This is a genomic window from Gillisella terrae, assembly GCF_004801395.1.
GTDB lineage: Bacteria > Pseudomonadota > Alphaproteobacteria > Rhizobiales > Rhizobiaceae > Allorhizobium > Allorhizobium terrae.
This window is the reverse complement of sequence record NZ_SSOA01000001.1, coordinates 131380-153642: the sequence shown is the minus strand read 5'-3', so window position 1 is coordinate 153642 and position 22263 is coordinate 131380. Positions and strand designations below refer to the sequence as shown.

At 55.5% G+C, this 22263-nt stretch carries 20 protein-coding genes and 1 pseudogene; 13 read left to right on the top strand and 8 right to left on the bottom strand.

Features of this window, described 5'->3' with window-relative positions:
• Window positions 1–190 precede the first annotated feature (190 nt).
• The 12 genes from E6C51_RS00745 to E6C51_RS00690 all read left to right on the top strand — a co-directional run bounded on the left by E6C51_RS00745 (window position 191) and on the right by E6C51_RS00690 (window position 14462).
• Window positions 191–1444, top strand: a complete 1254-nt coding sequence (locus tag E6C51_RS00745; RefSeq protein WP_190234698.1) for a Zn-dependent hydrolase — start codon at window positions 191–193, stop codon at window positions 1442–1444.
• Window positions 1445–1629: 185 nt separating this feature from the next.
• A complete protein-coding gene (locus tag E6C51_RS00740) occupies window positions 1630–2034 on the top strand; it encodes an endonuclease domain-containing protein (RefSeq protein ID WP_230987009.1) in 405 nt (134 codons plus the stop codon).
• A 223-nt stretch (window positions 2035–2257) separates the two neighbouring features.
• Window positions 2258–3712, top strand: a complete 1455-nt coding sequence (hydA, locus tag E6C51_RS00735; protein ID WP_190234697.1) for a dihydropyrimidinase — start codon at window positions 2258–2260, stop codon at window positions 3710–3712.
• A 1-nt stretch (window position 3713) separates the two neighbouring features.
• Entirely contained in the window at window positions 3714–4184 is a 471-nt protein-coding gene (locus E6C51_RS00730) for a hypothetical protein (protein ID WP_190234696.1), read from the top strand.
• 103 nt (window positions 4185–4287) lie between these two features.
• Window positions 4288–5076 (top strand): ABC transporter ATP-binding protein, encoded by a 789-nt coding sequence (locus E6C51_RS00725; RefSeq protein ID WP_190234695.1) that lies wholly within the window; start codon window positions 4288–4290, stop codon window positions 5074–5076.
• A 151-nt stretch (window positions 5077–5227) separates the two neighbouring features.
• Window positions 5228–5698: an endonuclease domain-containing protein gene (locus tag E6C51_RS00720; protein WP_230987008.1), complete on the top strand. Its 471-nt coding sequence runs from the start codon at window positions 5228–5230 to the stop codon at window positions 5696–5698.
• Window positions 5695–6570: an ABC transporter permease gene (locus E6C51_RS00715; protein WP_190234694.1), complete on the top strand. Its 876-nt coding sequence runs from the start codon at window positions 5695–5697 to the stop codon at window positions 6568–6570. Before E6C51_RS00720 ends, E6C51_RS00715 begins: the two co-directional genes overlap by 4 nt.
• Window positions 6567–7436, top strand: coding sequence for an ABC transporter permease (locus E6C51_RS00710; RefSeq protein ID WP_190234693.1), 870 nt, complete (start codon window positions 6567–6569; stop codon window positions 7434–7436). Before E6C51_RS00715 ends, E6C51_RS00710 begins: the two co-directional genes overlap by 4 nt.
• 45 nt (window positions 7437–7481) lie before the next feature.
• A complete protein-coding gene (locus E6C51_RS00705) occupies window positions 7482–8474 on the top strand; it encodes an ABC transporter substrate-binding protein (RefSeq protein WP_190234692.1) in 993 nt (330 codons plus the stop codon).
• Between the two features lie 312 nt (window positions 8475–8786).
• Window positions 8787–9983, top strand: coding sequence for an efflux RND transporter periplasmic adaptor subunit (locus E6C51_RS00700; protein WP_230987007.1), 1197 nt, complete (start codon window positions 8787–8789; stop codon window positions 9981–9983).
• 12 nt (window positions 9984–9995) lie between these two features.
• Complete coding sequence (locus tag E6C51_RS00695; protein ID WP_190234691.1) at window positions 9996–13283, top strand: efflux RND transporter permease subunit; 3288 nt, start codon at window positions 9996–9998, stop codon at window positions 13281–13283.
• Window positions 13284–13772: 489 nt separating this feature from the next.
• Window positions 13773–14462 (top strand): Crp/Fnr family transcriptional regulator, encoded by a 690-nt coding sequence (locus E6C51_RS00690; RefSeq protein ID WP_230987036.1) that lies wholly within the window; start codon window positions 13773–13775, stop codon window positions 14460–14462.
• A 166-nt stretch (window positions 14463–14628) separates the two neighbouring features.
• Here E6C51_RS00690 and ureG read toward each other — a convergent pair whose 3' ends face one another.
• The 4 genes from ureG to E6C51_RS00670 all read right to left on the bottom strand — a co-directional run bounded on the left by ureG (window position 14629) and on the right by E6C51_RS00670 (window position 17135).
• A complete protein-coding gene (gene ureG / locus E6C51_RS00685; protein ID WP_146933035.1) occupies window positions 14629–15240 on the bottom strand; it encodes an urease accessory protein UreG in 612 nt (203 codons plus the stop codon).
• 69 nt (window positions 15241–15309) lie between these two features.
• Window positions 15310–15981 (bottom strand): urease accessory protein UreF, encoded by a 672-nt coding sequence (locus tag E6C51_RS00680; RefSeq protein ID WP_190234690.1) that lies wholly within the window; start codon window positions 15979–15981, stop codon window positions 15310–15312.
• A gap of 6 nt (window positions 15982–15987) precedes the next feature.
• Complete coding sequence (ureE, locus tag E6C51_RS00675) at window positions 15988–16440, bottom strand: urease accessory protein UreE (RefSeq protein WP_190234689.1); 453 nt, start codon at window positions 16438–16440, stop codon at window positions 15988–15990.
• Window positions 16441–16598: 158 nt separating this feature from the next.
• Window positions 16599–17135, bottom strand: coding sequence for a peroxiredoxin (locus E6C51_RS00670; protein ID WP_146933825.1), 537 nt, complete (start codon window positions 17133–17135; stop codon window positions 16599–16601).
• Between the two features lie 608 nt (window positions 17136–17743).
• Between E6C51_RS00670 and E6C51_RS00665 the strand changes: the two genes are divergently transcribed.
• Window positions 17744–19030 carry a glycosyltransferase family 4 protein gene (locus E6C51_RS00665; protein WP_190234688.1) on the top strand — a complete coding sequence of 429 codons (1287 nt, stop codon included), beginning with the start codon at window positions 17744–17746 and terminating at the stop codon, window positions 19028–19030.
• A gap of 112 nt (window positions 19031–19142) precedes the next feature.
• Here E6C51_RS00665 and ureC read toward each other — a convergent pair whose 3' ends face one another.
• The 4 genes and pseudogenes from ureC to E6C51_RS00645 form a co-directional block, all read right to left on the bottom strand.
• Window positions 19143–20855: an urease subunit alpha gene (gene ureC, locus E6C51_RS00660; protein WP_190234687.1), complete on the bottom strand. Its 1713-nt coding sequence runs from the start codon at window positions 20853–20855 to the stop codon at window positions 19143–19145.
• A gap of 48 nt (window positions 20856–20903) precedes the next feature.
• Window positions 20904–21539 (bottom strand): annotated as a pseudogene (locus E6C51_RS00655) (glycosyltransferase family 29 protein); the annotation flags it as partial.
• Window positions 21540–21549: 10 nt separating this feature from the next.
• Window positions 21550–21954 (bottom strand): lysozyme inhibitor LprI family protein, encoded by a 405-nt coding sequence (locus tag E6C51_RS00650; protein WP_190234685.1) that lies wholly within the window; start codon window positions 21952–21954, stop codon window positions 21550–21552.
• Entirely contained in the window at window positions 21951–22256 is a 306-nt protein-coding gene (locus E6C51_RS00645; RefSeq protein WP_146933021.1) for an urease subunit beta, read from the bottom strand. Before E6C51_RS00645 ends, E6C51_RS00650 begins: the two co-directional genes overlap by 4 nt.
• Between the last annotated feature and the right edge of the window lie 7 nt (window positions 22257–22263).

The following is a 22263-nucleotide window of genomic DNA, read 5'->3' as shown; positions in this document are numbered from 1 at the left end:
TTCCCATTTTACGGCTTGAGTACAGCAGTGGAAGTTGTAATGTTTACCAATCGGTCAAATATCAATCAGTGCCTCTAAAAAGGCAATGGTGAGAGACCACAAAGGCCCAAAAACAACAATAAGGGTCAGACAAAGGGAACAGCGGTTTTCGATCAGCATCGGAATCCCTGCAAAAATTAGGAACGATAAAATGACGGCTCAACCCGGCGTGAACTTGCGCGTGAATGGTGACCGGCTGTGGGACAGCCTGATGGACATGGCCAAGATTGGCCCCGGCATTGCGGGCGGCAACAACCGCCAGACCCTGACCGATGAAGACGCCGAAGGACGCGCCTTGTTCCAGAGCTGGTGCGAGGCGGCGGGCATGACCATGGGCGTGGACCAGATGGGCACCATGTTTGCCACCCGCCCCGGCACCGACCCGGATGCGCTGCCCGTTTATGTTGGCTCGCACCTCGACACCCAGCCCACCGGCGGCAAATATGATGGCGTGCTGGGTGTGCTGGCCGCTCTGGAAGTCGTGCGTTCAATGAACGACCTTGGCGTCAAAACCAAGCATCCGATTGTTGTAACCAATTGGGCCAATGAAGAAGGCGCGCGCTTTGCGCCTGCCATGCTGGCCTCTGGCGTTTTCGCGGGCGTTCATTCGCTGGATTACGCCTATTCCCGCAAAGACCCGGATGGCAAATCTTACGGCGATGAGCTGAAACGCATTGGCTGGCTGGGTGAGGAAGAGGTTGGTGCGCGCAAAATGCACGCCTATTTCGAATATCACATCGAGCAAGGGCCGATTCTAGAGGCCGAAAACAAGCAGATCGGCGTTGTCACCCACTGTCAGGGCCTGTGGTGGCTGGAATTTACGCTGACCGGCCGCGAAGCCCATACCGGCTCGACACCGATGAACCTTCGCGTTAACGCTGGCCTCGCCATGGGCCGCATCCTTGAGATGGTGCAGGACGTAGCCATGAGCGAACAGCCGGGCGCGGTTGGCGGCGTTGGTCAGGTGTTCTTCTCGCCCAACTCGCGCAATGTGCTGCCGGGCAAGGTGGTGTTCACGGTGGATATTCGCACACCGTCTCAAGACAAACTCGACCGGATGCGGGCCAAGATTGAAGCCGAAGCCGCAACGATTTGCGAAGCGCTGGGCGTTGGCTGCTCGGTCGAAGCCGTCGGCCATTTCGATCCCGTGACGTTTGATCCCACACTGGTCGGCCGCGTGCGTGATGCGGCTGAACGGCTGGGTTATAGCCATATGAACATCATTTCCGGCGCTGGCCACGATGCATGTTGGGCCGCAAAGGTCGCGCCTGCCACCATGATCATGTGCCCTTGCGTGGGTGGGCTTTCCCACAACGAAGCCGAGGAGATTTCCAAGGAGTGGGCAACAGCGGGCTGCGATGTTTTGCTCCACGCGATGCTGGAGACGGCGGAGGTTGTGGGGTGATCATGAACCTTCGGCACCCCCTCATCCGGCTCTTCGAGCCACCTTCTCCCCGCTGGGGAGAAGAGGGAGTGTGCCGCATGGTTTGCACTGCACGACGACAGCAGATGAAGACGAATCGGCTACGCCATGGTCTCTTCTCCCCCGCGGGGAGAAGGTGCCGGCAGGCGGATGAGGGGGCCGAAGGCATGACCGACATCACCAAACGCCGCCCCGGCAAAACTGAACAAGCAAGACAGCTTCGCCAGAATGAAACCGATGCTGAATATCGACTTTGGGGCGATCTTCGCAACAGGTTGCTCAACAGCCATAAATTCACGCGGCAGGTGCCTCTGGGGCCCTATATTGCGGATTTCGTTTGCCGTGAACGGTACTTGGTCGTTGAACTGGATGGCAGCCAACATGCCGAAAGCGCTTCAGACGAAATACGAACTGCTTGGTTGAATGACCAGGGTTATGATGTGCTCCGGTTTTGGAATGACGAGGTTCGAACGGGAAGACACGAGGTTCTTGCGACAATCCTCGCAGTTCTGGAAGGAGAGATCACCGAACGCTGTAATACATTGCGGTTCTATCCAGGAAAACGAGGATAGGAATGAGCAAGCACAGGGGCCTTCGGCCACCCCCTCATCCGGCTCTTCGAGCCACCTTCTCCCCGCTGGGGAGAAGAGGGAGTGCACCGTACCCGTTGTGCTTTCCAATAGACGAAGCGGCTGCGTCCGGGTCTCTTCTCCCCGGCGGGGAGAAGGTGCCGGCAGGCGGATGAGGGGCCGAAGGCCGCCAAACGACAACGAAAACAAACACGGGTGAACACACATGAGCACAGTCATCAAAGGCGGCACCGTCGTCACAGCCGATCTCACCTACAAGGCCGATGTGAAAATCGACGGCGGGATCATCACCGAAATCGGCCCCAATCTTTCCGGCGAGACAGTGCTGGATGCCTCCGGCTGTTATATCATGCCCGGCGGCATCGATCCGCATGTGCATCTGGAAATGCCGTTTATGGGCACCTATTCCGCCGATGATTTCGAAAGTGGCACCCGTGCGGGTCTGGCGGGCGGCACCACGATGGTGGTGGATTTCTGTCTGCCCGACCCCGGCCAGTCGCTGTTGGAAGCGCTGACCCGTTGGGATAATAAATCCACCCGCGCCAATTGCGATTACTCGTTCCACATGGCCATCACCTCATGGGATGAGCGCATTTTCAACGAAATGCAGACCATCGTGCAAGACAAAGGCATCAACACCTTCAAACATTTCATGGCCTATAAGGGCGCGTTGATGGTGAATGATGACGAGATGTTCGCCTCCTTCTCGCGCTGTGCCGAGCTGGGCGCGCTACCGCTGGTTCATGCCGAAAATGGTGATGTGGTCGCCGCCATGTCGGCCAAACTGCTGGCCGAGGGCAACAATGGGCCGGAAGCGCATGCCTATTCCCGTCCAGCCGAGGTGGAAGGTGAAGCCACCAACCGCGCCATCATGCTGGCCGATATGGCAGGTGTGCCGCTCTATGTGGTGCATACGTCTTGCGAGCAGGCGCATGAAGCCATCCGCCGCGCCCGGCAAAAGGGCATGCGGGTCTATGGCGAGCCGCTGATTCAACATCTGACGTTGGATGAGAGCGAATATTTCGACAAGGATTGGGACCACGCCGCCCGCCGGGTGATGTCGCCACCGTTCCGCAACAAGCAGCATCAGGATAGCCTCTGGGCCGGTCTGCAATCCGGCTCGCTGTCTTGCGTTGCCACCGACCACTGCGCCTTTACCACCGAGCAGAAGCGGTTTGGCGTCGGCAATTTCACCAAAATTCCCAACGGCACCGGCGGCTTGGAAGATCGCCTGCCGATGCTGTGGACCTATGGCGTGGCCACAGGCCGCCTGACCATGAACGAGTTCGTGGCAGTCACCTCCACCAACATCGCCAAAATCCTCAATATCTACCCGAAGAAGGGTGCCATCCTTGTGGGGGCCGATGCCGATATTGTGGTGTGGGACCCGAAGCGCTCCAAGACAATTTCCGCCTCCAACCAGCAATCAGCCATTGATTACAATGTGTTTGAGGGCAAAACCGTCACCGGTCTGCCGCGCTTTACCGTGACCCGTGGTGTGGTAGCGATTGAGGAAAGCACCGTGAAGACACAAGAAGGCCACGGCAAATTTGTCAAGCGCGAGCCTTATCCGGCGGTGAGCAAGGCGCTATCCACGTGGAAAGAGCTGGTATCGCCACGTAAAGTCGAGCGCACCGGCATTCCGGCAACGGGAGTGTAATGTGAAAAACATCGGGCCGCTGAAAACACGCAGTATTGGCTGGGGCCGCATTGGCCTCGGCTATATAGCAGCGGTTTTCTTCGGCATGATGGGCACTTGGGCGTCCTTGGAGATTGCCGATGCAATCACCTATGGCCGCCCACCCCTGTTTGCCCTCTATCCCGGCCGTATTTTGCGGATTGCAAAATTATCCGTCCAAACGCTGCCGGCGGCAATGCTGATTGCCGCCCCTTTCACGCTCCTGGCAACCGCATGCCTGATAAAACTGCGTCTGCGCCGGTGGTGGCATTTTTCTTTGGCCGGTGCGGCCTCACCGCTGGCCGGAATTCTTTGTGTGCAACTGCTGACATTGGGCCGGTTTTTTCACCACGATGTCACCCCGCTTGCCTTTGGCCTGATGCCGACAGGCATTTTGGCAGCCTGGATTTATTGGCTCATCGGCTTTTATCGGCAAGAAGCGATTTTAAAATGAGAGAGCACCCGCATGTCATTCAGCTTCCGCATCGCTCAGGCGAGTCTCTTCAACCCATCAGCAAGAGCCTGAAAGCCGCTGCAAAACAACTGGCGATCTTAAAATGAACACCCCCTACTCCGTCGTCTCCGCCAAAGATCTCTGTCTCACCTTCCAGACCAATGATGGGCCGGTGCATGCACTGTCCAACGTCGATCTGGAGGTGAAAAAAGGCGATTTCGTTTCCTTCATCGGCCCCTCCGGCTGTGGCAAAACCACGTTTTTGCGGGTGATTGCCGATCTGGAAAAGCACACATCCGGCACCATCACCGTCAATGGCATGACGCCGGAGAATGCCCGCAAGGAACGTTCCTACGGCTATGTTTTTCAGGCCGCCGCACTCTATCCATGGCGCACGATTGAGCAAAACATTGCCCTGCCGCTGGAAATCATGGCCTATAGCCCGGAGGAGAAGAAAAAGCGGATCGAGCAAACGCTGGAACTGGTCAATCTCTCTGGCTTTGGCAAGAAATTCCCCTGGCAGCTCTCCGGCGGCATGCAGCAGCGCGCCTCCATTGCCCGCGCGCTGGCTTTTGATGCCGATCTTTTGTTGATGGACGAGCCGTTTGGCGCGCTGGATGAAATTGTCCGCGACCATTTGAACGAGCAATTGCTGAAACTCTGGGATCGCACCAACAAGACCATCTGTTTTGTCACCCATTCGATTCCAGAGGCCGTCTATCTATCCACCAAAATCGTGGTGATGAGCCCAAGGCCCGGTCGCGTTACCGATGTGATTGAATCGACCCTGCCGAGAGAGCGGCCGCTGGATATTCGCGAAAGCCCGGAGTTTCTGGAGATTGCTCATCGGGTGCGGGAAGGTTTGCGGGCGGGGCATAGTTATGATGAGTAGTCTTGGCGCAAGAACGAAAACCCCTCCCCAACCCCTCCCCACAAGGGGGAGGGGCTACGATGTCGCAACCCTATTCCATGAAAGAAATAGGCTCGAATTCGCAGCAACTCAAAATCGAGCAACTCACCTACCCCAAGCACAAAAGTGGATCATGGCACCAAAGCCCCTCCCCCTTGTGGGGAGGGGTTGGGGAGGGGAAAAAGCCCCAAATTCAACATCAACCAAACCACAAAATATGGCCCACTCCAACATCGAACCCAAGACCCGCACCCGTGCAAAAGCACTCCGTTGCGAGTTGACCAAAGCCGAACAGGAAATGTGGAATCTGCTGCGGGATTTCAGACCAAGAGGCGCAAGGTTCCGCCGGGAAACACCAATTGGTCCCTATATCGCTGATTTCGCTTGGCTATCCGCGAAGATCATCATTGAAGTTGATGGCCATAGCCACGAAACCGATGATGGCAAGCGTCACGACGAACAAAGAGATGCATGGTTGCAAAGCCAAGGTTTCAACGTGCTTCGGTTCGATAATGATCAGGTGCTCGACAATCCCGATTATCTGTTTGTCACTCTCGAGGCTGTCTTAAGCAGATTTCTAAAACCACAGGCGGTGACACCATGACCCGTTTCCGCACCCACGTCCTCCCCGTCCTCACCGTCATTCTCGCCATTCTGATCGTCTGGCACATCTTCGTGGTCATTCTCAACGCGTCCTTTGTGCGCGATCAGGCGGCGCGCGCAGGCGAGAGTGTTTCCACGACGCAATTGATAGAGCGCACCTTTAATCAGGAGCGCCCGGTGCTGCCGGCACCGCACCAAATCATAGCCGAGCTATGGGCGACCACCATTGATAAGCCCATCACCTCCAAGCGCAGTCTGGTCTATCACACCTGGATCACCCTCTCGGCGACACTGATGGGCTTTGGCATGGGCACCTTGCTTGGCATCTTGCTGGCCATTGCCATTGTGCATAACCGCGCCATTGATAAATCGCTGATGCCGTGGGTGATTGCCAGCCAGACCATCCCGATTATTGCCATCGCACCCATGATCATTGTGGTGCTCAACGCCATTGGCATTTCCGGCCTTTTGCCCAAAGCGCTGATTTCCACCTATCTGTCGTTTTTCCCGGTGGTGGTGGGCATGGTCAAAGGCTTGCGCAGCCCCGATGCCATTTTGATTGATCTGATGCGCACCTATTACGCCAGCAATACCCAGACATTCTGGAAATTGCGCATGCCTGCCGCCATGCCTTATCTGTTCACCTCGCTGAAAGTGGCCATTGCAATTTCGCTGGTGGGGGCGATTGTTGGCGAATTGCCAACCGGGGCGGTTGCGGGTCTTGGTGCGCGGCTGTTGTCCGGCTCCTACTATGGTCAGACGGTGCAAATCTGGGCCGCGCTTTTCATGGCGGCAGGGCTTGCCGCCATTCTGGTGGCCATTGTGGGCCTCGCCCACACAGCTGTGCTGAAACGGATGGGGATCAAAGCATGAGGGGTTATCTGATCTTTGCCCTGATGTTCTGGCTTGTTGCATGGGGCGTCAATGAATGGCTGGTGCGCCAGCGCTTTGCGGCCCTGCCCGCCCAACGCGCCGCCAATATTGCCGTGCCGCTGCTGTTTGGCATCACACTTTTGGTGATCTGGGAATGCGTGGTGCGCGGCTTTGATATTCCCTCCATTCTGCTGCCTGCCCCCAGCATGATCTGGACACGGCTGATCCATTCCACGCCCGTCCTCTGGGCCGATTTTCAACAGACCTTCCTGAAATCCGTGCTCACCGGCTATGTCGCAGGCTGCGGGCTGGGCTTTATCGTGGCGGTGCTAATTGATCGCTCGCCCTTTCTCAAAAGCGGCTTGCTGCCGATTGGCAATTTTGTTTCCGCCCTGCCCGTGGTGGGCATCGCACCGATCATGGTGATGTGGTTTGGCTTTGACTGGCCATCCAAAGTGGCGGTGGTGGTGATCATGACCTTCTTCCCCATGCTGGTAAACACTGTGCAGGGATTGTCTGCGGCAAGCAGCATGGAGCGCGATTTGATGCACACCTATGCCGCAAGCCCGTGGCAGACGTTGATCAAACTGCGCCTGCCCGCCGCATGGCCGTTTATTTTCAATGCGCTGAAAATCAATTCCACGCTGGCGCTGATTGGGGCCATTGTGGCGGAGTTTTTTGGCACACCGATTGTCGGCATGGGCTTTCGCATTTCAACCGAGGTTGGCCGCAGCAATGTCGATATGGTCTGGGCCGAAATTGCAGTCGCGGCTCTGGCTGGCTCGGTTTTCTATGGTTTGGTGGCGCTGGCGGAGAAAGCCGTCACCTTCTGGCATCCGTCTGTCCGCAGTGGCCAGATTCGATAAAACTGACTCGATAAACGCAATGATCAACAAAAAAGGGGAACGATCATGAAAACCAAAATCACCACCCTGCTGATGGCGGCCAGCATTTCCATGCTGGCCATGCAGGCCCATGCAGCAGATAAGCTGACCCTGCAATTGAAATGGGTGACCCAAGCCCAGTTTGCCGGTTATTACGTCGCCAAAGACAAGGGCTTTTATAAGGAAGAAGGCCTCGACGTTGATATCAAGCCCGGCGGCCCCGATATTGCGCCAGCGCAAGTGCTGGCCGGTGGCGGCGCTGACGTGATTGTCGATTGGATGCCGTCTGCCCTTGCCACCCGCGAAAAAGGCGTGCCACTGGTCAATATCGCCCAGCCGTTCAAGCATTCCGGCATGATGCTGACCTGTCTCAAGGAAAGCGGTGTAAAAACCCCTGCCGATTTCAAGGGCAAGACGCTGGGCGTGTGGTTCTTCGGCAATGAATATCCCTTCCTGTCATGGATGGCGCATCTGGGCATCAAGACCGATGGCGGACCGGATGGCGTGAAAGTGCTGAAACAGGGCTTTAACGTCGATCCGCTGTTGCAAAAGCAGGCCGCCTGCATTTCCACCATGACCTATAATGAATATTGGCAGGTGATTGATGCTGGCATCAAGCCAGACGAATTGATCACCTTCCCTTATGAAAAAGAAGGCGTGGCAACGCTGGAAGATGGCCTGTATGTGCTGGAACCAAAGCTGAAAGACCCGGCTTTCAAGGAGAAAATGGTCAAATTCGTGCGCGCCTCGATGAAGGGCTGGAAGTGGGCTGAAAAGAACACCGACGCCGCCGCCGAGATTGTGCTCGAAAATGACGCCTCTGGCGCTCAAACCGAAAAGCACCAAAAGCGCATGATGAGCGAAGTGGCAAAACTCACCGCAGGCTCAAACGGCGCCCTGGATGATGCCGATTACAAGCGCACGGTTGCCACCTTGCTCGGCGGCGGCTCTGATCCGGTCATCAGCAAGGAGCCGGTTGGCGCTTACACCCACGAGATCACCGATGCTGCGCTGAAATAAGCGATAGAACCCCTCCTTAAATCGCTCAGGATTTAAGGAGGGATGCTCCAAATGTCGGCTCTGGCCCATCGCCATCCCATAATGCCGGGGTTTGCGAAAGCAATCCTGGCATTTTTGCGCAATCCTGCGGGTCTCGAAAAGCTGGCGCAAGGCTGTGCCTGCGCTATTTCGCCCGCGACACGAATCCTGTTTGAATTTGATAAGACTGACATTATATAATGATATAGAGGGAGACAGGGACATCAATAATCGACAAATCATGTTGCTTTGACGATTGGCTCTGGCGCAATTGCTATTCGAGGGACGAGGCGGGTGAATATTTTCAAGACGGCCAGTCTGTTGGGCATTTTGCTCGGCATCGCAATTGCCCATCCCGCTTTTGCCCAATCTGAAAATTCGCCGTCTGAACATCAAGCGGGTGAAAAACAATATCCCGCTATTGTGGTGATTGAAGCCAGGCAGGGCCGCCTGACCGACAAGATCCTGACCAATGGCACGATTGAAGCCGTGGAAGAAATCTATGTCCAGCCGCAGGTGGAGGGGTTGGCCATCAATACGCTGAAAGCCGATGTTGGCGATAGCGTGAAAGCCGGACAGGTTCTGGCAACCATTGATGACAGCAGCCTGACGCTGCAAAAGGCGCAATTGCTGGCCAATCAGGCCAAGGCCAATGCCTCGGTGGCCCAATTCAAGATTCAATTGCGCGATGCCAAAACCAATGAGGCCGAAGCCAAGCGGCAATTGGCACGTGGCCAATCGCTGTCCAGTGGCGGTTCCATGTCGACATCCGAGCTGCAAAAGCTCGAAACCGCAGCCACCAATGCCAGCAACAGCGTGGCCAATGCCGAACAGGCCATTGCCATTGCCGAGGCTGAGTTGAAATCCGTCAACAGCCAGATTGCCGATGTCGAGCTGAAATTGAGCCGCACCGAAATCAAGGCCCCGTTTGGCGGCCTGATCACGGCGCGCAATGCCCGTGTGGGTGCCATTGCGGTTGGCTCCGGCTCTCCGCTTTTCACCATCCTGCGCGATGGCGAGCTGGAACTGGTGGCCGATGTCTCGGAAGATGACATTTTGAAAACGCGCGTCGGACAATCCGCCGAAATCACCGTGACAGGTCTTGCAAAGCCGATTGATGGTAAAATCAGGCTGATCTCGCCCGTGGTCAAGGCCGCGTCCCGGCTGGGCTCGGTGCATATCGCTCTCAGTGACAGCAATCTGGCCAAGCAGGGCATGTATGCCAGCGCCGTCATTACCATCAGGACAGGCGAAGGCGTTGTGCTGCCTCTTTCTGCGGTTGAAACCAATAAAAGCGGCAGCATCACCCATGTTGTGCGCGATAATATCGTCCACAAGATCGCGATTGAGACCAGTATCATTGAAAACGGCGAAGTGCTGGTGACAAAAGGCGTGACCGCTGGTGATCTGGTGGTGGCCAAAGCGGGTGCCTTTGTGCGTGACGGGGACCATATCAGACCGGTTCGTGAAACCGCTGCCGTTTCAAACTGATAGGGCAAGATCATGAACTTCTCTGCCTGGTCCATCCGCAACCCCATCGCCCCTTTGCTCGGCTTCTTCCTGTTGATGGTTCTGGGGGTTCAGGCGTTTAAAACGCTGCCGATCACCCGCTTTCCCAATATTGATGTGCCCATTGTTTCCATTACCGTGACCCAGAGCGGGGCATCCCCCGCCGAGCTGGAAATGCAGGTAACCAAGGAGATCGAGGATGCGGTGGCCTCGATCAATGGCGTGGATGAACTATCATCGCGGGTCACCGATGGCATGTCGGTGACCTCTGTGGTTTTCCGGCTGGAAGTGCCCACCAATCAGGCGGTGCAAGACGTCAAGGACGCGATTGATAAAATCCGGAGCGACCTGCCGGCCACGGTGGATGAGCCGATCGTGGCAAAAATTGATGTCGAGGGGCAGGCTATTCAGACGTTTGCCGTCTCCGCCCCCAATATGACGCTGGAAGAACTGTCGTGGTTTGTTGATGACACCGTCAAGCGCGCCTTGCAAGGCCAGCGCGGTATTGGCCGGGTTGACCGCGTCGGCGGTGCCGACCGCGAAGTTCACATTGAGCTGGACCCCGACAGGCTGAATGCCTTGGGCATAACGGCTGCCAGTGTCAACAACCAGTTGCGCAGCACCAATGTCGATCTGGGTTCCGGGCGCGGGCAAGTGGCCGGAACAGAGCAAGCCATTCGCGTTATGGGCGATAGCCGCAGCGTGGCAGCCCTTGCCAGCACCACCATTGCCCTGCCCAACAATCGTTTTGTGAAATTGTCCGACCTCGGCACCATCACCGACACCTATAAAGAGCCCGTGTCGTTTGCCTTGTTTGATAACCAGCAGGTCGTGAGTTTTTCGGTGTATCGCGCCAAGGGCGCCTCCGAAGTGTCGGTGGCCGAGACCGTGGCCAAAAGCCTGGATGAGGTGCGCGCCCGCAATCCCGGTGTTTCGATCACGCTGATCAGCGATTTCGTCTATTTCACCCTCGGTAATTACACGGCAGCCATCGACACTTTGCTCGAAGGCGCGCTTTTGGCCGTTATCGTGGTGTTTTTGTTTTTGCGCAATTGGCGCGCAACGCTGATTTCGGCCATTGCCCTGCCGCTTTCTGCCATCCCCACCTTCTGGGTGATGGACATGATGGGCTTTTCGCTCAATCTGATCAGCTTCCTGGCCCTGACATTGGCAACCGGCATTCTGGTGGATGACGCGATTGTCGAGATCGAAAATATCGCCCGCCATATCAAAATGGGCAAAACACCCTATCGCGCTGCCATTGAGGCCGCCGATGAAATCGGCCTTGCCGTGATTGCCACCACCTTCACCATCATTGCCGTTTTCGTGCCGGTGTCGTTCATGCCGGGCATTCCCGGCCAGTATTTCATTCAGTTTGGCCTCACGGTGGCCTTTTCCGTGTTGTTTTCGCTGCTGGTGGCGCGCTTGATCACGCCTATGATGGCCGCCTATCTGATGCGGGCTGAAGACGGGCACGATGATGATCACGCCGTTGAGGGCCGCATCATGCGGTTTTATACGCGATTGGTCCGCTTCACCACCAGCACCTGGTATTATCGCTATGCAACGCTTTTGGTGGCGCTGATTTTTCTGGTTGGCTCGGTTGTCATGTTGCTGCGGGTGCCCAGCAGCTTCATTCCGCCCGACGACTCAGGCCTCATCTCCTTGTCGGTGGAGCTGCCGCCCAGTGCGACCTTGCAGGATACAGAGCGCCGTGCGCGTGCGATTTATACGGCTCTGAAAGACGTGGATGGGGTTGAAAGCGTTTTTGTGCAAGGCGGCACCTCGCCCACCGGCGATCTGGAATTGCGGCGCGCTGCTGTTTCGCTGCAATTGTACAAGATCGAGCATTCTCTGGTTAAAACAGTGGTCAACAAGCTGTTTGGCAGTCTGCCCTTGGTTGGTCCTTATCTTCCAAAAATGCAAATGAATGGGCGGACAATCCCGCAATGGGATGTGGAAAAACTGGTGTTTGCCAAGCTGCGATCAATCCCGGACATTCGGGTGCAAAAGCTGAATGACCGTGGCCAGCGCGACATGGCCTTCTACTTCCTGTCCAACAATGAAGCCGATCTGCAAGACGCAATCGCCATTCTCGAAGCTAAATTGCGCACCGTGCCGGTCCTGGCCAATGTCAGCGCCGATGGCTCCCTGCCCCGCCCCGAGTTGCAGGTGCAGCCCAAGGGCGATGAGATGGCGCGTCTTGGCATCACCGCCCAGCAGATTTCCGAAACCATTCGCGTTGCCACCATTGGCGATATTGATGCGCGATTGCCGAAAATCTCGCTGGATGATCGCCAGATTCCCATTCGCGTGCAGACCGATCTTGCCATGCGCCGCAACTTATCGGCCATCCGCGCCATCAAGATCTCGACTGCCGATGGCTCCATGGTGCCGCTGTCCAGCGTCGCCCGGATAGATTACACCCAAGGTGTCAGCTCAATCAAACGCAACCATCGCAACCGGGTGGTTTCCATCGGGGCCGATCTGCCGCAGGGTGTGGCGCTGGATACGGCAACCACAGCCTTCAAACAGGCGGTCGCAGAGGCCAAGATACCGGCGAGTGTGCGGCTGGTAGAGACCGGCGATACCAAAGTGCAAAATGAAATGACTGCCAGCTTTATCAACGCCATGCTTTTGGGCCTATTGCTGGTGCTGACCGTGCTGATCCTGCTGTTCAAGGATGTGATTCAGCCCTTTACCATTCTGTTCTCGCTGCCGCTGGCCATCGGCGGCGTGGCACTGGCGCTGATTTTCACCGGCAATTCTCTGTCCATGCCGGTGTTGATCGGGATTTTGATGCTGATGGGCATTGTGACCAAAAACGCCATTCTGCTGGTGGATTTTGCCGTGGAGATGCGCCATCAAGGTCTGGATCGCATATCCGCCATGATTGATGCGGGACGTAAACGCGCACGCCCGATTATCATGACCTCCATTGCCATGTCAGCTGGCATGCTGCCATCGGCGCTGGGTGTTGGCGAAGGCGGCTCCTTCCGCTCGCCCATGGCCATTGCCGTGATTGGCGGTATCATCACCTCCACCATCATGAGCCTTGTAGTGGTGCCGTCGTTCTTTCTGATCATGGATGACCTGTCACGTCTTCTCGGCAGGCTGTTCAGCCGCTTCATTGGCCCCAAAGAGGTGGAGCCGGAAACCTTGGACAATGCCAGCCTCACCGCGCGCCAGCAGGGATTATCGACGCAGGTGAGCGGGCTGGAAACCCGCGTTGACAGGTTGGAAAATGGCGCAAACTCCCCATCGAAATGGCGCTCGAGTTAGCGTCTTTCTGGTTCATACTGAACCTGACAGCCTCTCGATTCCCGTGTTTTTATTTATCTATTCGGAAAAGTCGGATTTGACTTTTCCCTGATAAACTCTACTGCATAATTCCTTAAATCGGGATCGATTTAAGGTGAAAATTATGCAGCAGCTTAAAAGTGCTACAGCGTCCTTTGTGCGCCATATTTGGTGAGAGGTGCTGTCGTCACGCAATTTTTTATTATTTGATCGAAATCAAACCAATTTTTTGCAAACACCATACATTAGCCATCAAGCAACGAACCCCGATAGAGAAAAGTTTGTCAGGAAAAGGCATCGCCAGCTTTTCTGCTCAAACAAGCAAAAGCTGAAGCACCTTTTTGCGTTTTACCCCACGCAAAATGCGTTCTCAGCGCTCGAATTGGGGCTGTAAATTGCACGAGATTTAAGGGCTTACAGAGCAGTTGGAGAGACAGAACCAGCCAGCAGCACTGTATCAAGAGGAGCCATCTGGCCGTGAACAAGGTTTTGAATTTGAACAATCGTGATCGGAACATTTTGGTCAGGTCGCCGCTCATGGCAGACCTGACACCGCCTTCGCTGGTTAAAATGCTCGCTTCAGCAACCGTTTTAAGTTTCGAATCGCGCGATATTCTCTTTCGCGAGGGCGATCCGGCCGATTGCTTTTACAGCGTGTTGTCGGGCTATGTGCGCCTTTATCGTTTGAACAAGGATGGCCGCGAGGCCGACATCCGCGTTTGTGGTGCTGGCGACACCTTTGGCGAATGCCTGCTCACCACCGGCGACAGCTATGATTATAATGCGCAGGCTGCCGAAAACATCACAATCGCCCGCTTCAACCTGCAAAAGGTGCGCCAATTGGCCCAGCAGGAGCATGATATCGCCTGCGCCATCATTCATTGCCTGTCCAACGATCTGCGCCGCACCATGGCTTGCATTGCCAATGATCGGTTGCAGACCGCGCCGCAGCGCGTGGCGCAATATTTGCTGGAAAATTGCCAATCGGCCATGGGCTCTGCCTCCATTCGCCTGCCTTTTCAAAAGAGCCTTCTGGCCGGAAAACTGGGCCTTGCCCCGGAAGCCCTCTCTCGCGCCTTCTCTTCCTTGCGCCATTCCGGTGTGACGGTGCGCGGACGGATGATCCAGATTGCAGACGTCAACGCCCTTCGGCAAATCTAGAGTGGTCAGGGAAAATAGAACTCAATTTTCCCTGACAAAACAAAGCAAAAGAAGAGAAGGCTGTCTGGTTCTATCGGAACCTGAAAGGTTATAAAGCGGCGCGAGGATAGGCAGAACGGCTGCAACACGTTGCAGCCGTTCTGCCTACAACCCATCTACAGGCCGTCTACAGCCCGCCGACATTTTTGAGAAAATCAACAATTTCAGCAACGCCCTCGCCGCGCTTCAGATCTGAAAAGACATGCGGTCTGGCATCGCGCATACGCCGCGCATCGCGATCCATCACATCCAGATCCACCTCAACATAGGGGGCCAGATCTTTCTTGTTGATCACCAGAAGATCGGAACGGGTGATGGCGGGACCGCCTTTGCGTGGAATTTCCTCACCCTGACAGACCGAAATCACGTAAATCGTCACATCGGCCAGATCGGGCGAAAAGGTTGCGGCCAGATTATCGCCACCCGATTCAATAAAGATCACATCAAGATCGGGAATGCGCTCATTGAGGTTTGCAATCGCCTGAAGATTGATCGATGCATCTTCACGAATCGCCGTGTGCGGACAGCCGCCCGTTTCCACACCCACCACCCGATCAGACGACAGCGCCTGCATGCGGATCAACGCATCGGCATCTTCGCGGGTGTAAATATCGTTGGTGACAACGGCCACCGAATAGTGCTCGCGCATGGCTTTGCACAGCTTTTCTGTCAGCGCCGTTTTGCCCGAACCAACGGGACCACCAATTCCAACACGCAATGGACCATTCGCGGATTTCATGTTTTTCCCTTTTTTTATTTAGAGTTTGTCTTTCCGGGAAAACCGGGTTCCACTTTTCCCTGACAAACTCTATGAGCGAAACAACCGGCTCACCTGCATCTCATGCCGGGCAGAGACAATCTCAGCGGCAACGGTGGCACTGCCCAAATCATACAGCGTGCTCAAAGCCGCCTGTGCCGCCACCTGTTCAATGGTGCTTTCCAAGCCTGCCAACAGGGCAACACCCTGGCTTTGCCCCATCAACCCAAGGCGAATACCCGCTGAAACCTGTTGAGAGACTGCGGCATGCAGATAAGCGGCAAGTGTTGCCTCACATTCAATACTATGCGAGGCCGAAATCGCCCCAACGGCCACCGGATAGGCCACAGGACCGGAAAGCCACTCCAAAACCGGGCTTGGCCACACTTGAGCCGTCTCGCGAAAGGCAGAGCCAAGGGCAACCGTTTCCAGATAGCGCTCTTTTGAGCCTGCCAGTGCCAAAGCCAGTTCAGCGACAGTCTCCAGCCTCGAACGCTCTTGGTCACTGCGCCACGCTTCCGCCAGCAGCACGGCATCATTCCAGATTGCGCCATGATGCAAAAGCGAGGTCAGCCAGCGAGAGAGGCCCGGCTGGTCGCGCACCAATCCATCTTCAACGGCTTTTTCCAGCCCGGATGAATAGGCAAAACCGCCGACCGGAAAGGCCGGCGACAACCAGGTGACAAGCCGCAAAAGGCTCTGCGTTGTTAAAGAATGGGCCATGGCCAATCAGGAATGTCCGTGGCCACCATGGCTGTGATAGGCCCCGCGCACTGGCTGAAATGCCTCCACCACCTCGCTAACCTCTGCGCCCAAGCCTTCCAGCATCGCACGGATCACCGGATCGCGAGCAATGAGAATACGGTTAAGCTCGATCTGGGCCGGCAAATGCCGATTGCCCATATGCCAAGCCAGTTCCAGCAAATGCTGGCTGTCTTTTGGTGTAACTTGATAGAGCCGCTCTTCTGCCGCCTTGACCTCAACCTGATCGCCATTGTCGAGCACCAGTCGGTCGCCATCGGCAAACAGAACCGCTTCTTTCAAATCCAGCATCACCATTTCACCATCGGTGAGATGCAGCAATTTGCGCCGCAAATGCCGATCAGCATGGGGCAAAACAACCGTGGAAGTGGGGTTATCAAACGCCTCTTGGGCGGGAATGAATGAGGTGACGCGCAGCATAGGCACTCCAAATAAGCAGAAACCGACTTTGCATAAAATAACAGCATCACGCAACCGGCAAATGCCGTAGACGATCGATCACAGCGCCAGATCATCTCAATAAAAAGGCCGCGTATCCTTGTCGATACGCGGCCTGCCAAAAGCATCCGATCCTGAAATCAGGCGGCTTTCTTTTCCTTCAGCTTTTCCAGAATGTTCTGCGGAGACGACACGCCGTAAGGGTCGCTATCGCAATTGTCCGAATAGCCTTCTTCTTCAAACCACTGTTCAACAACGCCGTCGTTGATCACGGCACCGTAGCGCCAAGAGCGCATGCCAAAGCCAAGATTATCCTTGGACACCAGCATGCCCATCTTGCGGGTAAATTCGCCGGAGCCATCCGGGATCAGCTTGACGTTTTCCAGACCCTGGCTCTTGCCCCAGGCATTCATGACGAAAGCATCGTTGACCGAGATGCAATAGATCTCATCAATGCCTTCAGCCTTAAATTCGCTGTAAAGCTTTTCAAAATCAGGCAATTGGTAGGTCGAGCATGTGGGTGTGAACGCGCCGGGCAGCGAAAACAGCACAACCTTCTTACCCTTGAAGTAATCGTCCGAGGTCAGATCCTGCCAGCGAAATGGATTTGGACCGCCAACAGCTTCATCACGAACGCGGGTGCGAAATGTCACATTGGGCACTTTTCTGCCAATAATCATCATGATCTCCTTAACCGCAAATAGGCTGCCACTGCCAATCGGCAGCCACAGCATTCCTATTTCGCAATAGCGCAAAACAGCGTGCAACGCAGCATAAAACGCCTCATTCCATGCGTTTGCATGGCAGCCATGCGCGTTAAGCATATGGAGACAAAGCCAGCCGACTTGGCTTAACCGGCCACTGGGAGCGGCTATATTGCCACCGATGAAAATATAGAGATCATTCCACACATTACAGCGCCTTTCACCAAATATGGCGCACAAAGGAGGCTGTAACGTCTTAAATCTGCTGGATATTTTTCTTCTTAAATCGATCCCGACTTAAGGAATTAAGCAGTAAAAAACAATATTTTCGGAACAATACCCTGAAAGAAGACGTTGTGTTTCCTGCACTCCCTATTTGGTACAGAGCATAGAGTGAAAATTATATGACATTTAAAAATAAACGAATTCATTGCAAAGCAATATTGATACATGCTTTAATATACATAACTCAAAGGCTCCGTTATCAATCTTTTAACCACAGTTTAGGTTGAAACTCACTTCTGGATGCTCACGACCCCCAAGACAGGTTGAGCGCCCCTGTAAAGTCAGAGGAACTGGCCATGACCAAGGTTTTGAAAGACGTGCTCCTGAGGCCACAGCCCTCGGCGCTTAAAAATTCGCCCTCAGGCAGCCAAGACGTGGTGCCTGCTGCCAAAGGACATAGCCCAAAGCCCACTCTTTCGGTGCTTGCGCCCACCCGCTATCCATGGCGTTTCAACTCGCCTCGCCACACCAGACACAGGATTGAAACCCGCAACTTCGTGCCGATGAACTATATCTCGCCGAAGTTGGAAGGCGTGACTGTGCTGTCACCGATGCCACCGCGCAAATTTGATCTTGTGCATGCCTTCAATCGCATACCCTTGGGTAAAACACCCTTTGTCATGTCGTTTGAATCCCATATGCCTCGAGGTTTCGGCATAGAACAGTCACGCTTCTATCGCTTCATGATGCGTCAACTGCTGAGTGAGCGCTGCCTTGGCATCGGTGCCATTTCAGAACACGCCCGCCGTATTTTTCTCACCTCCCACAAGGATCATCCGTCTTTTGATCATTTGAAGCGCAAACTCTTCTTGCGCTATCCCAATATGGTCATTGACGATCGGGTCGATCATTATAGCGAAGATGAGCAATACCCCATTCGCGTTGTTTTTGTGGGCAATCACTTTGCCAGAAAAGGTGGCTGCGTTGGTGTGCGCATGGCGGAGCTGGCGCTGGAGCAAAGCATTCCGCTGGAGGTGGATATCGTCTCCACAATGGAGGTGGGCTCAGCCTCCTGGACCGACCCGCTTGAGCCTGGCTATTTTGACCGTTACCGCAAATTGCTAGCGCTACCCAATGTGCGCCATGTGCAAAACCTTCCCAATAGTGAGGTTTTGAAAATCCTGCGCAATGCCCATTTTTCGCTGCTCACCACCTTCTGCGACACATTTGGCTATAGCGTGATTGAATCCGAGGCCAATTACGTGCCGGTGATCGGCACTGCGCAAGGGGCTTTGCCGGAATTCATCCAGCATCAGAAAAACGGCATTCTGCTGCCTATGGACACTAATGAAATTGGCGAATGGAAACATATTGCCGATGACCGCAGCACGGCCGAATTTGCGGAGGTACACGCCCGCGAAGTCGAGCGCATGGCAGAGCAAGCCTTAACCGAAATTGTCTCCGTCATGGGCGACCAAAACCGCTACAAAGCGATGCGACAGGCGGCTTATGAGACAGCAAAGTCGATGTTTTCCTCCCTGGAGGCCTCGGCATTTTGGGACGACTATTATGTGGATGCGCTGAACAGGTTCAGAAAAGGCGGTAGCTACCGACCGATGGCCCGCGCCCAAAACCGAGCCTAGAGTCTGTCAGGTTCAAATTGAGCCTGACAGACTCTAGATTCCCTTGTTTTCGTTTGTCTGATCAGAAAAACCGGATTCCACTTTTCCGAAACGATGTGTTGCTCTGGCAGCTCTAAAACAAAAAATAGCGCTGTGCCATCGGCAGCACGGTGGCTGGCTCGCAGGTCAGCAATTCGCCATCCGCTCGCACTTCATAGGTTTCCGGGTCCACCTCGATCTCGGGCAAGAGATCGTTATGGATCATCGAGCGCTTGGAAATACCGCCACGGGTGTTTTTCACCGCCAGCAATTGCTTGGCAACGCCCAGCTTTTGCGCAAGGCCTGCATCCAGTGAGGCCTGAGACACAAAGGTCACCGATGAATTGGTGCGCGCCTTGCCGTAAGCGCCAAACATCGGGCGATAATGCACCGGCTGCGGGGTTGGGATGGAGGCATTCGGATCGCCCATCGGGGCTGCGGCAATCGAGCCGCCCATCAGCACCATATCCGGCTTGACGCCGAAGAAGGCTGGGTTCCAGATCACCAGATCGGCGCGCTTGCCAATTTCGATAGAGCCGATTTCGTGGCTCAAACCATGGGCAATGGCCGGATTGATGGTGTATTTGGCAATATAGCGCTTCACCCGCATATTGTCATTTTCGCCGGTTTCAGACGGCAAACGCCCGCGCTGGCGCTTCATCTTATCGGCCGTCTGCCAGGTGCGGATCGCCACTTCGCCGACACGGCCCATGGCTTGACTGTCGGAAGAGATGATCGAAAACGCGCCGATGTCGTGCAAAATATCTTCCGCCGCAATGGTTTCCTTGCGGATACGGCTTTCAGCAAAGGCAATATCTTCCGGAATCGACGGGCTGAGGTGATGGCAGACCATCAACATATCCAGATGCTCGGCCAGCGTATTGATGGTGTAAGGCCGGGTTGGATTGGTAGACGATGGGATCACATTTGGCTGGCCGCAGATTTTGATAATATCCGGCGCATGGCCACCGCCCGCCCCTTCCGTGTGGAAAGCGTGGATGGTGCGGCCCTTGATGGCCCCCACCGAATCTTCCACAAAGCCGCTCTCGTTCAGCGTATCGGTGTGGATCATCACCTGCACATCAAATTGATCGGCCACACTCAGGCAGCAATCAATGGCGGCGGGCGTGGTGCCCCAATCTTCATGCAGTTTCAGCGAGGATGCGCCGCCCAGCACCATCTCTTCCAACGCGCCCGGCAGCGAGGCATTGCCCTTGCCTGCGAAGGCCAGATTCATCGGGAAGGCATCGGCGGCCTCGATCATCCTTGCGATATGCCATGGACCGGGCGTGCAGGTGGTGGCCAGCGTGCCGTGCGCAGGCCCCGTGCCGCCGCCCAACATGCAGGTAATGCCGCTCATCAGCGCTTCTTCAATCTGCTGCGGGCAGATGAAGTGGATGTGGCTGTCCATGCCGCCAGCCGTGACGATCTTGCCCTCACCGGCAATGGCTTCGGTGCCCGGACCAACGATAATATCCACGCCCGGCTGGGTATCGGGATTGCCCGCCTTGCCAATCGCCACAATGCGCCCATCTTTCAATCCGATATCGGCTTTGACAATGCCCCAGTGATCAACAATCAGCGCATTGGTGATGACGGTATCAACCGCACCTTTGGCCCGCGTGACCTGAGATTGGCCCATGCCATCACGGATCACCTTGCCGCCACCAAATTTCACTTCGTCGCCGTAATGGGTGAAGTCTTTCTCGACCTCGATAAACAGTTCGGTATCGGCCAGCCGCACCTTATCGCCGGTGGTCGGACCAAACATGCTGGCATAGGCAGCGCGGGACATCTTATAGGACACGGTCAGACTCCTTCAATACGGCAGTAGAGACTTCAAACGATATGGACATCAAGCAAGAAGAGTGCCAAGGCGCGTCAAACGCCCTGACATAACATGGGTATTCACCCATTGCCGCTCCGCCTCAAAGGGATGACCATCCCATCCCTGATGCGAAAATCCGGCAAAGGCAATTTCATCACCGACAAAAGCCGGGTCATTCAACACATGTGCCATCACCATCAAACCGGAGGATGGCACAACATAGCGCCCGGGCTGATACGCGGCGAGCTCGGCATCCACCGCGTCATGCAGCGCGGCGGGCAGCACAACATGCTCCTTGCCCTCCTCTCTCGCAAACGCTCCGAATGCCTCGGTATAATCATCAAAAAAATCCTCAAGCTCCGGAAAGGATGCCAGCACATCCGGCTTGATGTGCTGAAACTTTTGCGCATCGCGCACCGACCAGATGGCCCGGCAATCCTGCACCGGCACGCTGTCGCGCCACGCGGCGTTGTGCACCATGGCCTTGGCGGGGCGGCCGGTGTTGCACACAGCCACCACATCGGTGCGGCTGCCAGCGCGCTCAAAATTGCGCGACCCATTGAAGCGGATCACCATATCAGCGTCATCAATGCGCTGGGCGACCAAAGATTCAATATCGCCATTGCCGACAATCATGATCGTTCGCGTCATCGTATTTTCTGCCTCGACCTGATCACTGTGGTGCGGCCAGAGCTTTCAGCTCCTTGGTACGCGCATCCGTCAATCGCGCCTTGCAATCATCAACAATCATCGGCTCCATTGTGCCGCCGCGCACAGAAAAGCCCTCGGCTTCGCACTGTCCGTCGCGATAGGCAATCCAGGCCCGTTGCGCGTTCAGAAGTGCCTTCTCGGCTCCCTTTTGGTCATCCTCCAGATTGGCATCGGTTTCCTGCATGACAGCACGCGTCAGTTTCCACTGGGCGTTCAACGCCTTATCAGCCCTGTCAAATTCATTGGCAGCGCAATCGGTCATCTCAGCTTGCGTTTGCGGGTCACTGCAATTCAGCTTCGGCCCCACAGCATAGGCAGAGCCAGCGCTCATCACGAGACAGGTCAAAGCCGCAAATGCCAATCTCATAGCTTGCCCATCACCTTCTGGCGAAAACCATAGACCTCGCGGCTGCCAGCAAGCGGCACCAGCGTCACTTCGCGCTTTTGCCCCGGCTCAAAGCGCACAGCGGTGCCTGCCGGAATATCCAGTCGCATGCCGCGCACCTGTTCGCGATCAAACAACAGGCCCGCATTGCTCTCATAAAAATGATAATGGCTGCCCACCTGCACCGGGCGATTGCCGGAATTTTCCACCTCAATCGTCACGGTTGGCAGGCCAGCATTCAACTCGATCTCGCCGCTTGCGGCAATAATTTCACCGGGTTTCATTTTTGTC

Coding starts and splice junctions, on each gene's coding strand:
- E6C51_RS00705 (WP_190234692.1), top strand. CDS start 7,482: ATGAAAACCAAAATCACCACCCTGCTGATGGCGGCCAGCATTTCCATG.
- ureG (WP_146933035.1), bottom strand. CDS start 15,240: ATGAAATCCGCGAATGGTCCATTGCGTGTTGGAATTGGTGGTCCCGTT.
- E6C51_RS00695 (WP_190234691.1), top strand. CDS start 9,996: ATGAACTTCTCTGCCTGGTCCATCCGCAACCCCATCGCCCCTTTGCTC.
- E6C51_RS00665 (WP_190234688.1), top strand. CDS start 17,744: ATGACCAAGGTTTTGAAAGACGTGCTCCTGAGGCCACAGCCCTCGGCG.
- E6C51_RS00740 (WP_230987009.1), top strand. CDS start 1,630: ATGACCGACATCACCAAACGCCGCCCCGGCAAAACTGAACAAGCAAGA.
- E6C51_RS00715 (WP_190234694.1), top strand. CDS start 5,695: ATGACCCGTTTCCGCACCCACGTCCTCCCCGTCCTCACCGTCATTCTC.
- E6C51_RS00645 (WP_146933021.1), bottom strand. CDS start 22,256: ATGAAACCCGGTGAAATTATTGCCGCAAGCGGCGAGATCGAGTTGAAT.
- ureE (WP_190234689.1), bottom strand. CDS start 16,440: ATGCTGCGCGTCACCTCATTCATTCCCGCCCAAGAGGCGTTTGATAAC.
- E6C51_RS00725 (WP_190234695.1), top strand. CDS start 4,288: ATGAACACCCCCTACTCCGTCGTCTCCGCCAAAGATCTCTGTCTCACC.
- E6C51_RS00680 (WP_190234690.1), bottom strand. CDS start 15,981: ATGGCCCATTCTTTAACAACGCAGAGCCTTTTGCGGCTTGTCACCTGG.
- E6C51_RS00745 (WP_190234698.1), top strand. CDS start 191: ATGACGGCTCAACCCGGCGTGAACTTGCGCGTGAATGGTGACCGGCTG.
- hydA (WP_190234697.1), top strand. CDS start 2,258: ATGAGCACAGTCATCAAAGGCGGCACCGTCGTCACAGCCGATCTCACC.
- E6C51_RS00720 (WP_230987008.1), top strand. CDS start 5,228: ATGGCACCAAAGCCCCTCCCCCTTGTGGGGAGGGGTTGGGGAGGGGAA.
- E6C51_RS00650 (WP_190234685.1), bottom strand. CDS start 21,954: ATGAGATTGGCATTTGCGGCTTTGACCTGTCTCGTGATGAGCGCTGGC.
- E6C51_RS00710 (WP_190234693.1), top strand. CDS start 6,567: ATGAGGGGTTATCTGATCTTTGCCCTGATGTTCTGGCTTGTTGCATGG.